Origin of the sequence: Actinomadura atramentaria DSM 43919, from assembly GCF_000381885.1 — a bacterium.
GTDB lineage: Bacteria > Actinomycetota > Actinomycetes > Streptosporangiales > Streptosporangiaceae > Spirillospora > Spirillospora atramentaria.
Genome location: NZ_KB907218.1, coordinates 113,584 through 127,200 on the forward strand (window position 1 = coordinate 113,584; position 13,617 = coordinate 127,200).

Sequence of the window (13,617 nt, forward strand, 5' to 3'; positions counted from 1 at the left end):
CCTGGCTGAAGATCAAGCGGTGTAACCCTCCATCAGCGCCACCAGGCCGTCAGGGGCGTCCGGGGCGAAGCAGACCTCCAGGTTCGCGGCGGACTCGGCCGCCGCCGCCTCGGACCGCTCGAACATCGCCGCCTCGTACGCGGCGACGGCCGCCTCGGTGCCGCCGGGACGCGCCACGATCGCCGCCGCCAGCTCAGCGCCGTCCAGCATCGCGAGGTTCGCGCCGTCCCCGGCGAACGGGGACATCAGGTGCGCGGCGTCGCCGAGCAGCGTCACGCCGGGGGCCGGTTCCCAGCGGTGCCCGACCGGGAGCGCGTGGATCTGGCGCGGGACCAGCGGGCCGTCCGCGTCGGCGATCAGGCCGCGAAGGTCGTCGTGCCAGCCCGCGAAACGGGTCAGCAGCTCGGCCTTCGCGGACGCGGTGTCGGCGAAGTCCACGGCGGCGGTCCACTCGGCGGGGGCGCGCAGCGCCGCGTAGACGTGCAGGTTCCCGTCCGGCTCGCGGTGCGCGAGGAAGCCCTTCTCCTCCGCGAGCGCGAACATCAGGCCGCTCCCGATGACGGCCGCCGCGCGCGGGTGGCGGACGTCGGCGTCGTACAGGTTCAGCTCCACGAACGAGATTCCGGCGTAGGCGGGCACCGCGTCCGAGACGAGCCGGCGCACGCGCGACCAGGCGCCATCCGCGCCGACGAGCAGGTCCGTGGTCAGCGTCTCGCCGTCCGCGAGCGTCACCTCATGGCGGCCGCCGTCCAGCGGGCGCGCCTCGACGATCTTGGAGTTCCAGCGGACCGCGCCGTCCGGCAGGGCGTCCAGCAGCAGATCGCGCAGGTCGCCGCGCTTGACCTCGGGCCGCTCGCCGCCGCCGTCGTCGGCCAGCCGGACGGCGGCGTCCTTGCCGAGGACGCGCATCGCGTCGCCGCCCGGGAAGATGATCTCCTCGAAGCCCTCGTGGAGCCCGGCGGCGCGCAGCGCGGCCTGCCCCGACTCCTCGTGCAGGTCGAGCATGCCGCCCTGCGGGCGGGCGGCGCGCGACGCGTCGAGGTCGTACAGCGCCGCCTCGACGCCGTGGACGTGCAGGACGCGGGCGAGCACGAGGCCGCCGAGGCCGGCGCCCGCGATGATGATCGGCTGGTGCTTGGTCATGTCGTTCCCCCCGGTGGTGTCCTTCCCCGGTCAGGGCCGAGGTGTGTGGAGCGTTCCACTGAGCAGGGCGCGGAAGGTCCAGCCGAGCCGCTGCGGGCCGGTCCCCGAGAACAGCTCGTCGCCGACCCACGCCAGGTGCGGGTGCAGGGCCTCGGCGACTGCGGCGACGAGCGCCTCTTCGTCCGCCTTGTCCGTGCGGTCCCGGGCGGACTGCTCGGCGGCGGTCGCGGTCGCCAGCAGGAGCAGGACGTCCACGGCCCATCCGGCGCGGGCCGCCGGAACGCCGCCCTCGGCCAGCAGGACCTTCACTGCGGTCACGACGATCCCCTTCCTGGTCAGTGCGGGTTTGGCCGGGCGCTCCCGGCGGCTGCGCGGTTCGTTCACCGACATGCACGACGAGGTCGCCGGAGGTGGTGCGCCGGACGAGGTCGCGGCCCGGCCGGTCGTCGGCGAGCAGAGCGGACGCCGCTGGGCCGCTCTTCCTCCTTAGTTGACGTGAACTGTCCGATCTCTACTAGTTGATGTCCGCTATTCGCCGAAGATGGAAGGGCGGTGCTCTGCTGGCGTTGCCGTTCCGAGGGAGGCCACCGGTGACCGACGTGATCCACACCGTTTGGGCGGGCGACCCGCTACCGGCGAGCGGCCCCGCGGTCTTCCTCGCCGGGCCGACACCGCGCTCGCCGGACGTGCCGTCCTGGCGTCCCGCCGCCCTGCGCGAGCTGGCCGCGCAGTGGGACGGCCCCGGTCCGCTCGCCGCGCTCGTCCCCGAGTCGGCCGACGGCCGCCGCGCCGAGTCCTACGACGGCCAGATCGGCTGGGAGACCGCCGCCCGCGCCCGCGCCGACGCGATCCTCTTCTGGATTCCGCGCGACCTGCGGACGATGCCGGGCTTCACGACGAACGTCGAGTTCGGCCTGGACATCGGCACCGGCCGCGCCGTACTCGGATGCCCGCCCGACTGCCCGGACCCGCAGCGCAACCGCTACCTGATCTGGGTCGCCCGCCACCACGGCGCACCGGTCTGCGAGACGCTGCCCGCGACGGTCACCGCCGCACTGGCCCTCGCACGCCGCTCGTCCACAGGCTGTGGATAACCCATCCGCCTTCAATGCGCCTCGCGGAAGTCGAGGACGTCGTGCTCGCCGGACGGAAGCGCGCCCGGGTCGGTGAACGCGGTCGGAACGCTGAGCCGCAGCCACTCCCGGCGGCGCTCCGGGCCGGGCGTGAGCCGGTGGACCCACGAACGGTGCTCCCTGCGCCGTTCCATCTCCACCGAGACCTCGAAGGGACGCAACCCGAAGGTTTCCACGACCCTGCGGTCGGCGAACCGTGATGTCACGCGAATCATCGCGGCGACCTCGCCGAAGATGAAAGCCGCGAACACCGGGAGGCGGATGAGAGTGATCATCGGATCGCCGTACGCGAGCCCGGACGCGACGCACACTTCGTCCACGACGTATCCCAACACGAAGATCGCCACGGTCTGGGCGGCCACCAGCATCCACCACACGGTCCGGCGTACGCCCGCGGCGGCGAGCGTGTAGGCGGCCGTGACCCACTGCTCTTCGGGCGCGAGCGCGGCGAACCTGGCGTCGACCACCACGACTCCGCGGAACACTCGAAATCCCATTCCGTCGCAGCGCCGGGGGACGCGGCCTTTCTTGAACCGGGGCGGCCTCACGCCCATCGGCGACGCCAGCTCGTCAAAGGCACGCTGCGTCGCCTCAAGTTCGTCCACAGCGTGCATCGTGCCACGGAAAGAGACAAACCCGGCCGATCAGTCGTCCACCGAACGCGTTGCAAACGGTCGCCGGAGACGCAGGTGGTCTTCGGCGGTCAGGGACCGTCGCCGGCGAGCAGGGCGCGCGGCGACGCCACCCGCGCGCCGATACCGTTTGGACCCGCCCAGCCGAAAGTCCGCTAACGCCCCCTGATCCCTACAAGCCCTGGCTCGTCACGGTTTCCGGCGGATCACCCTCCCCTCCGACGATCTTTGTGCGAGCATGGCGACCGGTGCTCGATGACCGACCGGCCACACCCAGATGAGGAGCCTTCGCCGTGCCGAACGATTCCGCTCCGAAGCCCGAAATCGACTACTCCGTCCCGCAGACCGCGCGGATCTGGAACTACTGGCTGGGCGGAAAGGACAACTCCGAGGTCGACCGCCAGGTCGGCGAGGACATCCTCAAGGTCATCCCGAACATGGCGGACATGGCGCGCGCCACCCGCCAGTTCCTCGTGCGGGCCGTCAGTCACCTCGCGGCCGAGGAGGGCATCCGCCAGTTCCTCGACATCGGCACCGGGCTGCCCACGGTCAACAACACGCACGAGGTGGCGCAGAGCGTCGCGCCGGACTCCCGCATCGTCTACGTCGACAACGACCCGCTCGTCCTCCTGCACGCGCAGGCGCTGCTCACCAGCTCCCCCGAGGGCGCGACCGCGTACCTCCACGCGGACCTGCGCGAACCCGAGGACATCCTGCGCGGCGCGGCCGACACCCTCGACTTCGACCGGCCGATCGCGCTCATGCTGATGGGCATCCTCGGCCACATGACCGACGACGACGAGGCCGTGGACATCGTCCGGCGGCTCGTCGCGGCGCTGCCGTCCGGGAGCTTCCTCGCGCTGTACGACGCGACGAACGTCATCATGGCCCCGCAGGTCGCCGAGGCCATCGGCATCTGGAACGCCAACGCCAAGCCGCCGTACGTGCTGCGCTCCCCCGACCAGCTCGCGCGGTTCTTCGACGGCCTGGAGATGGTCGAGCCGGGGCTGGTGTCGTGCCCGCTGTGGCGGCCGGAGCCGAGCGACATCGGGGAGCCGGTCCCGATCGACGAGTTCGGCGGCGTCGGCCGCAAGCCCTGACCCGTCCCGGACATTCCGGGCAACCGAACGCGGCCGGGGACCGTCCCACAGAGCATGGCCGCCTCCCTGGAAGAAACCCCGTCCACCTTCGCGGCGTGGCGCGCGGCGTTCGAGGACGCCGCCGCGCGGCGCGGCCCCGACGCCGACCGGCGGAGCGGCGCGCGGCTGTCCCCGGCGGTCGCCCGCAGCGTGCGGCGCTTCCAGCTCGGGGAGAGCGGCGACGGCGCGGGCCTCATCGCGAAGGCGGTCCGCGCGGGCGATCCCGACTACGCCGCCGCCGTCCGGCTGTTCGTCGCCGAAGAGTCCGAGCACGCGCGGCTGCTCGGCGAGGTCCTGCACGCCGCCGGGGTCCGGCCGCTCGCGCGGCACTGGACGGACACGGTGTTCGTCCGGCTCCGGCGGCCGTTCGGGCTCCGCGCGGAACTGCTCACGCTGATGCTCGCCGAAGTCGTCGCGCTCCGGTACTACCGGGCGATGCGCGACGGCGCGCGCGACCCGCTCGTCGCCGCGACCGCCCGCCGCATCCTGGACGACGAGCGGCGGCACGTCCCCTTCCACTGCGCGCGGCTGCGCGGACTGCCCGCGCCCGTCCGCCGCGCGTGGCTCGCGGCGCTCGCCGTGACGGCGGCGGTCGTCGCGCTCGACCACGGCCCGGCGCTGCGCGAGTTCGGCGTCACGCGCCGCGCGTTCGTTCGGGAGACGCTGGTGGAGGCGCGCGCCGCCCGCTGGTGAGCCAGCGTCAGCCGAGCGACGGGTTCGCGGTCGCGCTCTCGGTGCTGAGCAGGACGACCGTCCCGGCGTGGCGCGGCGACAGCAGGACGCGGTTGCCGTCCCCGCCGAGCACGGCGCGGGCCCCCGCGAGCGCCGCCGCGCCGCACGGCCCGGCCGGGACGCCGAGCGCGGCCAGGTCGCGGGCGGCGCGGACGGTGTCGGCGTCGCCGATCGCGACGGCCGCGTCGAGTCCGTCGCGCAGGTACGGCCAGGCGAGCGTGGACAGCGTCGCGCAGTTCAGCCCGTGCATGATCGTCCGGCCCGGCTCCAGCGTGACGCGCTCGCCCGCGTGCAGGCTGGCCAGCGCGCACGCCGCCGACTCCGGCTCGACCGACAGCAGCGACGGCGCGTCCGGTCCGGCCGCGCGGCCCCGGTAGTGCGCGACGGCCGCCTGCGCGAGCGACCCGACGCCGACCGGGACGCCGACGAGCCCGGCGGGCGCGGCCCCGGCCGCCGCAAGCTGCGCGTCGACCTCGGTGAACAGCGTCGCGTAACCCTCGACGATCCAGCGCGGGATCTCCTCGTAACCCGGCCACGCCGTGTCCTGGACGAGCAGCGACCCCGGCTCCGCGGCCTCCTTCGCGGCGCGCTCGACCGCCAGGTCGTAGATGCCGTCGACCGTGACGACCTCCGCGCCCTCCGCGCGGATCGCCGCGATCGACGCGGGGTGGATGTCGGCCGGCACGAAGATCGTCGCGGCGAGCCCGCGCAGCCGCGCGACCGCCGCGACCGCCCGCCCGTGGTTCCCGTCCGTCGCCGCGACGAGCCGCTTCTCGTCGCGCAGCGCCCGCTCGACGCCCCACGACGCGCCGAGCATCTTGAACGCGGGGAGCCCGAGCCGCGCCGACTCGTCCTTCACGAACAGCCGCCCGACGCCCAGCTCGGCGGCCAGACGCGGGAGTTCGACCAGCGGCGTCGGCGCGTAGCCGGGCAGCGTGGCGTGGAAGGCGGCGACGTCGGCGGGCGGCGCGCACCGCCAGGCGCGGGCGGCGGGGCGGAAGTACGGCGCGGAGACTGCGGTGACGGGAGCGGGCATGCCTCCAGGCTGCCGCAGCGCGTCATCATCGGTCCAGCGAATGTTTTTGAGCGATAATCGTCGGCTCCGCCGATGAATCGAGGTTCGCGCAGGTCATGCTGGATCTTCACCGGCTCCGGCTGCTCCGGGAGCTGAAGCACCGGGGCACGCTCGCGGCCGTCGCCGAGGCGCTGGCGTACAGCCCGTCGTCCATCTCCCAGCAGCTCTCGGTGCTGGAACGGGAGGCGGGCGTCCGCCTGCTCGAACCGGTCGGGCGGCGCGTCCGGCTGACGCCGCAGGCCGAGCCGAGGCCGTTCTGGAGCGCTTGGAACGTGCCGAGGCGGACCTGGCCGCGTCCCTGGACGAGATCACCGGCGTGCTGCGGATCGCCGTGTTCCAGACGGCCGCGCTCGCGCTGCTGCCGGGCGCGCTGACCCGGCTGCGCGGCCGGCACCCCGCGCTGCGCGTCCAGGTCCGGCAGGTCGAGCCGGAGGCGGCGCTGCCCGCGCTGCTCGCCCGCGACTTCGATCTGGCGATCACCGAGGCGTATCCGGGGACGCCGCCGCCGCGCCCGTCCGCGATCGAGTACGAGGAGCTGTGCCGCGACGAGATCCGGCTCGCGCTGCCGCCCGGCCGCGAGCCCGGCGACGGGCTGCGCGCCGCGGCGGACGGGCCGTGGGTCCTGGAGCCGTCCGGGACGGCGGCGCGCGCGTGGGCGCTCACGCTCTGCCGCGGCGCGGGCTTCGAGCCGGACGTCCGGTTCGAGTCCTCCGACCTGCTGCTCCACCTGCGGCTCGTCGAAGAGGGCCACGCGGCCGCGTTGATCCCCGACCTGGTGTGGACGACGGGCACGCGGCCGGTCCCGCTCGTGCGGCTCCCGGCGGGCCGCCGCACCCGCCGCCTCTACACGGCGTCGCGCCGGGGCGGCGGCGGCCATCCCGCGATCGGGGCGTGCCGCGCGGCGCTGCGCGCGACCGCCCGCGCGCGGGCCTGACAACCACGGGCCTGACGAGCACGGGCCCGACGCGCGGCCGTCAGTGCCGGGACTTTCGCGTCTTCGTCTTGGTCTTGTAGTGCTTGACCGTCGAGTGCTTCTTCACGTGGCTGTGCGAGTGGCTGCTGCTGTACTCCCACTCGAGCCCGGCACATGGTTTTTGCAAAATTTGTCGCTGACGCGCTTGTCCGTCGCGTCGTACTCGCACCAGCGACTGCGGCTGGAGCACCCGGTGAGGCCGAGACCCGTCACGAGGACGGCGGGGATGAGCAGGGCGAGGACGGGTTTCCGCATCGGTGGCCTCCGGGGGCGCGGATCAGGGGGAACCGCCCGACTGTATCCCGGCGAGCACCGGGCGGATCGGGACGAGCCCGGAACTATGCTGACGTGCGTGAGCGACGACGCGCCCGAGCCCGACGCCCCGGACGGCCCCGAGTACCGCCTCGACGAGCTGTCCGCGGCCGCGGGCGTCCCCGTCCGGACGCTGCGCTACTACCAGGAGCGCAAGCTGCTGCCCCCGCCGCGCCGGGTCGGCCGGATCGGCCTGTACTCCGAGGACCACGTCGCGCGGCTGCGCATGATCGCGAGCCTGCTCGACCGGGGCCACACGCTGGAGGGCATCCGCGAGCTGCTGTCGGCGTGGGAGCAGGGGCGCGACATCGCGACTGTGCTCGGCGTGGAGAAGGCCGTCACCACACCGTGGTCGAACGAGACGCCGGTGACGATGACGCTCGCGGAGCTGGCCGAGCTGTTCCCCGGCGAGGTCGAGCCGCGCGCGATCGAGCGGGCCGTGGAGCTGGGACACCTCCGGGTCGACGGCGACCGTGTCACGCACTGGAGCCGCCGCCAGCTCGACGCGACCGTCACGCTGGTCCGCGCGGGCGTGCCGCTGGCGGCGGTGCTGGAGGTCAGCGACGACCTCCAGCGCGTGATGGACGACCTCGCCGCCCGGTTCGTCCGACTGATCACCGAGCACGTCGTCGGGAAGTACACCGGGACGGACCTGGCGTCGTTGGACGAGACCCTCGCGCGGCTGCGGCCGGGCGCGCAGGTGTCGGTGGAGGCCGGGTTCGCGCGGTCGATGGACCGGCAGGTCCGCGCCGCGATCGACGAGGTGCTGGCGGACTACGCCGAGGCCCGGGAATGATCTTGCCGTCCGCGTGACGCGCCCCTGGTTCCATGATCATTAACGTGGACGGATGCGTGGACCTCACCGCCGCCCGCCGACCTCCGCACCGACTGCGGCCCTACTGGCCTTCCTCACCGCGGCTGCCGTGCTGCCCGCCGCACCCGTCGCCGCGGCGAACCCGCGATCTACCGCAGGCGCGAGCGCGGGTGCCGGGACGGAGAAAACGCCGCCGTCCGGATCGGCCGACACCGGTGCTTCCGCCGTCCCGCTGAGGCCCGCCGGTTCCGCACAGCGCGTCGATCCGGACACGCCGATGCGGACCTTCCCGACCATCGACCCGGCGCGGCCCGTCGCCGGGACGGCGGACGCCTCCCCGACGAGCGGAGCACACCGTCCGCGCGGGAACACGAGTCCGGCCGGACCCGCCGGAACGGCTGGACCGGGCGGCACGGCCGGATCGCGCGAAGCCGCCGAGCCCGGTGGCAGCACGCGACCGGCCACACCGCCAGGCCCGCAGCCGAACGCCCGCCCCAGCGCGGACCCCGGCGCACAGCCCAGCGCGCAGCCCGGCGCGGACCCCGGCGCGGACCCCGGCGCGGACCCCCGCGCGGAGCCCGGCACACAGCCCAGCGAGGAGTCCGGCACACAGCCCGGCGCGCGACCTGGCACACGGCCGGGCGCGCGCCCCCGCCCGAGGCGCGCGAACGGCCCCTGCGCGTCGGCGCGGCATCGCAGGCTCGCCGCCGCGCTCGGCCGCCAGATCACCGCCGCACTGCGCGGCCGGTCCGGCGCCGAGTCCGTCGCCGTCCTCGACCGGTCGCACGGCCTGGTCTGCCGCGTCGCGGGCAACCGCCGCTACGACGGCGCGAGCGTCGTCAAGGTGACGATCCTCGCCACCTTGCTGCGCGCGGTCCAGGACGCGCACCGCCGCATGACGCCCCGCGAACGCTCCCTGGCCAAGCGGATGATCACGCGATCCGACAACGACGCCGCGACCGCCCTGTTCCACGAGGTCGGCCCCACCCGGACGCGCCGCTTCCTGGCCCGTGCCCGAATGCGGCACACGCGGCTGAACACGGCGCACTGGGGCCTCACGCAGATCACCGCGAACGACGAGCTGCGCCTGCTGAACCTGCTCACCCGCCACAACACCGTCCTGCGCGACAAGGCCCGCCGCTACGCGCTGGCGCTGATGCACCGGGTGATCCCCGCGCAGCGCTGGGGCGTCACCGCCGGACGTCCCGCCGACGTCGTCTGGCACGTGAAGAACGGCTGGCTGCCCCGCCAGGGCCGCGCGTGGCGCGTCCACAGCGTGGGGACGTTCGACGGCCCGCGCCGCGACTACCTGATCGTCGTCCTGACCCGGGACACGCCGACGATGGCGTACGGCGTCGCGACGATCGAGCGGGTCGCCCGCGCCGTCCACCGCGCGCTGAACCGGAACCGCCGGACGGCAACGGCTCCGGACGACCGCGCGCACGTCCGCTGGGAGCTCTCGGACGGTTCGGTCCCGGCGGACGCCTGACCCCCGCCGAGCGCCCGCGATACTGGTCCCATGACTGGTCCCGCCGACGACATCCGCTGGAAGGCCCGGTTCCGGGCGGCCCGAGTGAGCCTGCCCCGCGGGGCGCGCGACGCCCCCGACCGCTGCCTGTACCGGTCCAACGTGACCGGAACCTGGGAGGTCTACGCCTGGGACCGCCGCCACGACACCCGGCGACAGGTGACCGATCGACCCAACGGCACGTGGATCGCCACCCTTGATCCGCCCGGAGAGTCGATCTGGTGGTTCAACGACTCGGACGGAGACGAATTCGGCTTCTGGATGCGGGAGCCCTTCGGCGGCGGTGAAGCCGTTCCGGCCGTCCCCGAGCTGGCGGCGTCCTACCCGTCCGGCCTGGAACTCGGCGCGGACGGCCTCGCGGTCATCGGCCGGACCGTCGACGACGGCAGCTCGGTCCACCTGTGCCGCCCCGGCGCGCCGCCCGTCGCGCTCTACGAGCACTCCGAGGACGCGCACGTCGCCGCGCTCTCCCACGACGGCGCGCTCATCGCCATCGGGCACAGCGAGCACGGCGACAGCCGGCACATGGCGCTGCGCGTCCTCGCGCCCGACGGCTCGACGGTCGCCGACCTGTGGGACGGCCCCGGCAAGGGCGTGTGGGGCAGCGCGTTCGCGCCCGTCCCCGGCGACGCGCGGCTCCTCGTCGGCCACGAGCGGCACGGCCGCGACGAGATCCTGATCTGGGACCCGCTGACCGGCGCGGAGCACGAGATCAGCCTCGACCTGCCCGGCGAGACCGTCGCGTCCTGGTACACCGACGGCACCGCGCTGCTCATCGGGCACAACCACGAGGCACGCGACGAGCTGTACCGATACGCCCTCGCGGACGGCTCCCTCACCCGTATCGACACGCCGCGCGGCGTGATCGGCGGCGCCGTGCCGCGCCCGGACGGCACCGTCGAGTTCTCCTGGTCGTCGGCCGCCGAGCCGCCGGTGATCCGCTCGACGTCCGGCGCGGTCGTGCTCGTCCCGCCCGGCGAGCCCGCACCGCCGTCCGTCCCGGTCGAGGACGTGTGGGTGGAGGGCCCCGGCGGACGCGTCCACGCCCTGGTCAGCAGGCCCGCGACGGGCAGCGCGCCGTACCCGACGGTGTTCGAGGTCCACGGCGGCCCGCAGGCGCAGGACGACGACTCCTTCACCGCCGCGACGGCCGCGTGGGTCGACCACGGCTTCGCGGTCGTCCGCGTCAACTACCGGGGTTCGACGGGCTACGGCTCGGCGTGGCGCGACGCGATCGAGCGCCGCGTCGGCCTGACCGAGCTGGAGGACGTGAAGGCCGTCCGCGACTGGGCCGTCGAGAACGGCCTCGCCGACCCGGCGCGGCTCGCGCTGACCGGCGGCTCGTGGGGCGGCTACCTGGCGCTGCTGGGCATCGGCGTGTACCCGGAGGACTGGTCGGTCGCGGTCGCGTCCGTACCGATCGCGGACTACGTCGCCGCGTACGCGGACGAGATGGAGGGCCTGCGCGCGTTCGACCGGTCGCTGTTCGGCGGCTCGCCCGACGACGTCCCGGACCTGTACCGCGCGTCGTCCCCGATCACCTACGTCGACCGGGTGACCGCGCCCGTCCTGGTCCTGGCGGGCGAGAACGACCCGCGCTGCCCGATCCGCCAGATCGACAACTACCTGGCGCGGCTCGCCGAACTCGGCGTCCCGCACGACACCTACCGCTACGACGCGGGCCACGGCTCGCTCGTCGTGGAGGAGCGGATCAAGCAGATGGAGGCCGAGATCAGCTTCGCCCGCAAGCACCTCGGGCTCTGACCCGGCCGCCCCCCCCGCCGTCAGCGGCGGGGGGCCAGCGCCGCCCGCAGGCCCGGACTCAGGTGGCGGATTAATTCATCGGGCGTCATCGACGCGACCGGTTCGACGCGCAGCACGTAGCGCGCGAAGATCAGCCCCGCGAGCTGCGTGCCGAACGCGGCGGCGCGGTGCCGCGCGTCCACCCCGCCGACGTGCTCCGCGATGCGGTCGACCATCTCGCGGCCCACGATCTCGCGCAGCAGCCGCAGCAGGTCGGGGTCCTGCATGGCGGCGTCGATCATCATCACCAGGCGTCCGCCCTGCTCAGGGTCCTCCCACGCGGACAGCAGGGCGCGCAGGACGCGCTCGGGGAGCCGGGCGGGGTCGCCCGGCAGCGCGCCGGACAGGACCTGCGGCGGGTTCGCGGCCAGCCCGAGCGTCGCGCCGAACAGGCCGCTCTTGGAGCCGAAGAAGTAGCTGATCAGCGCGGTGTCCACGGCCGCCTCGGCCGCGACGGACCGCAGCGTCGTCGCCGCGTACCCGTCGGCCAGGAAGCGGCGCTGCGCGACTGCCAGGATCTCGGCGCGCGTGTCGGGGCTGCCCCGGCGACGGCCCCGGGATTTATTCATCACGGTTGAAATCTACTGGCGGACCTCGCGACAGTCGAGGGGACGTTCCCCTCAAGGAGGCTTCTCATGACCGTCTCCACACCCGAGCGCACGGTCCACCGGGCCGTGCTGCCGGTCGTGATGCTCGCGCTCGCCACCGTCGTGTCGGCGGTGGCGTCGCTCAACGTCGCCATCCCGTCCATCGCCCGCGCCACCCACGCCGGCCAGACGCAGCTCTCCTGGATCATCGACGCGTACGCGCTGGTGTTCGCGTCCCTGCTGCTGCTCGGCGGCGCGATCGGCGACCGGTACGGCCGCCGCCGGGCGCTGCTCGCCGGGCTGACGGTGTTCGCGGCCGGGTCCGCCGCCGCGATGGCGGTGGACGACGCGGCCTGGCTCATCGCGATGCGCGGCGTCCTCGGCGTCGGCGCGGCGCTCGTCATGCCCGCGACGCTCTCCACGATCACCGCGACGTTCCCGGCGGAGCGGCGGACGCGCGCGGTCGGCGCGTGGGCCGGGGTCGCGGGCGCCAGCGCCGTCGTCGGGCTGCTCGTCTCCGGCACGCTGCTGGAGTTCTGGTCGTGGCGGTCGGTGTTCGTGCTGAACGTCGTCCTCGCGGTCGCGGCCGTCGCGGCGACGCTGGCGGTGATCCCCGAGTCCGCCGATCCCGACGCGCCCCGGCTCGACGTGCCCGGCGCGCTGATCACCGTCGTCGGACTCGGCGTCGGCGTCTACTCGGTGATCGAAGCGCCGACCGAGGGCTGGACGAGCGCGCGCACTCTCGGCGGACTCGCCGTCGCCGTCGTCGTGCTGGCCGGATTCGTCGCGTGGGAGGCGCGGCGGCCGAACCCGCTGTTCGACCCGCGCCTGTTCCGCGTCCCGGCGTTCGCGGCGGGCATGCTGTCGATCACGCTGCAGTTCTTCGCGTTCTTCGGGTTCGTCTTCATCGTCCTGCAGTACCTGCAGCTCGTGAAGGGAGACCGGCCCATCGTCGCGGCCGTGAGCCTGCTGCCGATGGCCGCCGCGATGATGCCCGCCGCGCGCGGCGCCGCGCCGCGCCTGGCCGCGAAGCTCGGGCCCCGGCCGGTGGTCACCGCCGGGCTGCTGCTCGCCGCCTGCGGGCTGTTCGTGCTGTCGACGCTGGACGAGGGCAGCTCGTACTGGCCGCTGCTCGGCGGACTGCTCCCGCTCGGCGCGGGGATGGGCCTGGCGATGACGCCCGCGACGGCGGCGATCACCGAGGCGCTGCCGACGTCCGAGCAGGGCGTCGGGTCGGCGATGAACGACCTCGCGCGTGAGCTGGGCGGCGCGCTCGGCATCGCGGTGCTCGGCAGCGTCCTCCAGTCGGCGTACCGCGCGGACGTGACCGGGCCCGCGCGCGAGTCGCTGGGCGCGGCCGTGCGGCTCGGACCGCAGGTCGCGGCGCAGGCGCGGCAGGCGTTCGCGGACGGGATGGGCGCGGCGCTGCTGTGCGCGTCGGTCGCGCTCGCCGTCGCGGCCGTCGCGGTCGCGGCCCTGCTGCGCGGCGCGCGGACGTCGTGACGCGGACCGGCTCGCGGACGACCCCCGGCGCGTCGCGGCGGGGGCTCCGCCGTCAGGCGATCATGACGACGGCGAGACCGACCACCACCAGCACCGCGAGCACGACGACGGCACCGATGACGAGCGCGGGGTTGACGCGGCCCGACCGGTCGGGCGTGCCGCTCTGCGCGAACCGCTGGAACTGGTGCGTGGTACCCGCGGGGTCCTGGGGAGTCTCAGCCATGCCGCCTGAGCGTAACGGAG

The 13,617-nt window shown here is 74.4% G+C and carries 16 protein-coding genes; 10 read left to right on the forward strand and 6 right to left on the reverse strand.

The genetic code is table 11. The features are described from left to right. Positions 1-12 precede the first annotated feature (12 nt). Entirely contained in the window at positions 13-1,143 is a 1,131-nt protein-coding gene (locus G339_RS0123860) for an FAD-dependent oxidoreductase (RefSeq protein WP_019633582.1), read from the reverse strand. 30 nt (positions 1,144-1,173) lie between these two features. Beyond that, positions 1,174-1,461, reverse strand: coding sequence for a hypothetical protein (locus tag G339_RS35090; RefSeq protein ID WP_240489880.1), 288 nt, complete (start codon positions 1,459-1,461; stop codon positions 1,174-1,176). Between the two features lie 28 nt (positions 1,462-1,489). On the opposite strand from G339_RS35090, the gene G339_RS39540 reads away from it, so the two are divergent. Further along, positions 1,490-1,633, forward strand: coding sequence for a hypothetical protein (locus tag G339_RS39540; RefSeq protein ID WP_169514775.1), 144 nt, complete (start codon positions 1,490-1,492; stop codon positions 1,631-1,633). A gap of 100 nt (positions 1,634-1,733) precedes the next feature. Then, entirely contained in the window at positions 1,734-2,237 is a 504-nt protein-coding gene (locus tag G339_RS0123870; protein ID WP_019633584.1) for a nucleoside 2-deoxyribosyltransferase domain-containing protein, read from the forward strand. An 11-nt stretch (positions 2,238-2,248) separates the two neighbouring features. Here G339_RS0123870 and G339_RS0123875 read toward each other — a convergent pair whose 3' ends face one another. After that, positions 2,249-2,743 (reverse strand): hypothetical protein, encoded by a 495-nt coding sequence (locus G339_RS0123875; RefSeq protein WP_157407978.1) that lies wholly within the window; start codon positions 2,741-2,743, stop codon positions 2,249-2,251. A 458-nt stretch (positions 2,744-3,201) separates the two neighbouring features. Here G339_RS0123875 and G339_RS0123880 point away from each other — a divergent pair, with 458 nt between their 5' ends. Both G339_RS0123880 and G339_RS0123885 read left to right on the forward strand, forming a co-directional pair. Further along, entirely contained in the window at positions 3,202-4,008 is an 807-nt protein-coding gene (locus tag G339_RS0123880) for an SAM-dependent methyltransferase (protein ID WP_019633586.1), read from the forward strand. 54 nt (positions 4,009-4,062) lie between these two features. Then, entirely contained in the window at positions 4,063-4,740 is a 678-nt protein-coding gene (locus G339_RS0123885; protein ID WP_019633587.1) for a ferritin-like domain-containing protein, read from the forward strand. Between the two features lie 7 nt (positions 4,741-4,747). On the opposite strand, the gene G339_RS0123890 is transcribed toward G339_RS0123885, so the two are convergent. After that, entirely contained in the window at positions 4,748-5,815 is a 1,068-nt protein-coding gene (locus tag G339_RS0123890; protein ID WP_019633588.1) for a pyridoxal-phosphate dependent enzyme, read from the reverse strand. A 95-nt stretch (positions 5,816-5,910) separates the two neighbouring features. Here G339_RS0123890 and G339_RS40010 point away from each other — a divergent pair, with 95 nt between their 5' ends. The 5 genes from G339_RS40010 (at position 5,911) to G339_RS0123910 (ending at position 11,245) form a co-directional block, all read left to right on the forward strand. Next, a complete protein-coding gene (locus G339_RS40010) occupies positions 5,911-6,228 on the forward strand; it encodes a helix-turn-helix domain-containing protein (RefSeq protein ID WP_205625621.1) in 318 nt (105 codons plus the stop codon). After that, a complete protein-coding gene (locus G339_RS36220) occupies positions 6,120-6,788 on the forward strand; it encodes a LysR substrate-binding domain-containing protein (protein WP_019633589.1) in 669 nt (222 codons plus the stop codon). Before G339_RS40010 ends, G339_RS36220 begins: the two co-directional genes overlap by 109 nt. Positions 6,789-7,179: 391 nt before the next feature. After that, entirely contained in the window at positions 7,180-7,935 is a 756-nt protein-coding gene (locus G339_RS0123900) for a MerR family transcriptional regulator (protein ID WP_240489881.1), read from the forward strand. A 295-nt stretch (positions 7,936-8,230) separates the two neighbouring features. Further along, complete coding sequence (locus G339_RS40015; protein WP_205625622.1) at positions 8,231-9,442, forward strand: serine hydrolase; 1,212 nt, start codon at positions 8,231-8,233, stop codon at positions 9,440-9,442. A gap of 30 nt (positions 9,443-9,472) precedes the next feature. Next, positions 9,473-11,245 (forward strand): S9 family peptidase, encoded by a 1,773-nt coding sequence (locus G339_RS0123910; RefSeq protein ID WP_026341731.1) that lies wholly within the window; start codon positions 9,473-9,475, stop codon positions 11,243-11,245. A gap of 20 nt (positions 11,246-11,265) precedes the next feature. On the opposite strand, the gene G339_RS0123915 is transcribed toward G339_RS0123910, so the two are convergent. After that, positions 11,266-11,853, reverse strand: coding sequence for a TetR/AcrR family transcriptional regulator (locus G339_RS0123915; RefSeq protein ID WP_019633592.1), 588 nt, complete (start codon positions 11,851-11,853; stop codon positions 11,266-11,268). A 66-nt stretch (positions 11,854-11,919) separates the two neighbouring features. On the opposite strand from G339_RS0123915, the gene G339_RS0123920 reads away from it, so the two are divergent. After that, on the forward strand, positions 11,920-13,374 hold the full coding sequence (locus tag G339_RS0123920; protein ID WP_019633593.1) for an MFS transporter: 1,455 nt from the start codon (positions 11,920-11,922) through the stop codon (positions 13,372-13,374). 52 nt (positions 13,375-13,426) lie between these two features. Here G339_RS0123920 and G339_RS39545 read toward each other — a convergent pair whose 3' ends face one another. Continuing rightward, positions 13,427-13,597, reverse strand: a complete 171-nt coding sequence (locus tag G339_RS39545) for a hypothetical protein (protein ID WP_019633594.1) — start codon at positions 13,595-13,597, stop codon at positions 13,427-13,429. Between the last annotated feature and the right edge of the window lie 20 nt (positions 13,598-13,617).

Excerpts from the sequence above, each read along its gene's own strand:
- G339_RS0123885 (WP_019633587.1), top strand. The coding sequence starts at position 4,063 with ATGGCCGCCTCCCTGGAAGAAACCCCGTCCACCTTCGCGGCGTGGCGC.
- G339_RS0123920 (WP_019633593.1), top strand. The coding sequence starts at position 11,920 with ATGACCGTCTCCACACCCGAGCGCACGGTCCACCGGGCCGTGCTGCCG.
- G339_RS40010 (WP_205625621.1), top strand. The coding sequence starts at position 5,911 with ATGCTGGATCTTCACCGGCTCCGGCTGCTCCGGGAGCTGAAGCACCGG.
- G339_RS0123910 (WP_026341731.1), top strand. The coding sequence starts at position 9,473 with ATGACTGGTCCCGCCGACGACATCCGCTGGAAGGCCCGGTTCCGGGCG.
- G339_RS0123860 (WP_019633582.1), bottom strand. The coding sequence starts at position 1,143 with ATGACCAAGCACCAGCCGATCATCATCGCGGGCGCCGGCCTCGGCGGC.
- G339_RS40015 (WP_205625622.1), top strand. The coding sequence starts at position 8,231 with ATGCGGACCTTCCCGACCATCGACCCGGCGCGGCCCGTCGCCGGGACG.
- G339_RS0123890 (WP_019633588.1), bottom strand. The coding sequence starts at position 5,815 with ATGCCCGCTCCCGTCACCGCAGTCTCCGCGCCGTACTTCCGCCCCGCC.
- G339_RS39545 (WP_019633594.1), bottom strand. The coding sequence starts at position 13,597 with ATGGCTGAGACTCCCCAGGACCCCGCGGGTACCACGCACCAGTTCCAG.
- G339_RS0123915 (WP_019633592.1), bottom strand. The coding sequence starts at position 11,853 with ATGAATAAATCCCGGGGCCGTCGCCGGGGCAGCCCCGACACGCGCGCC.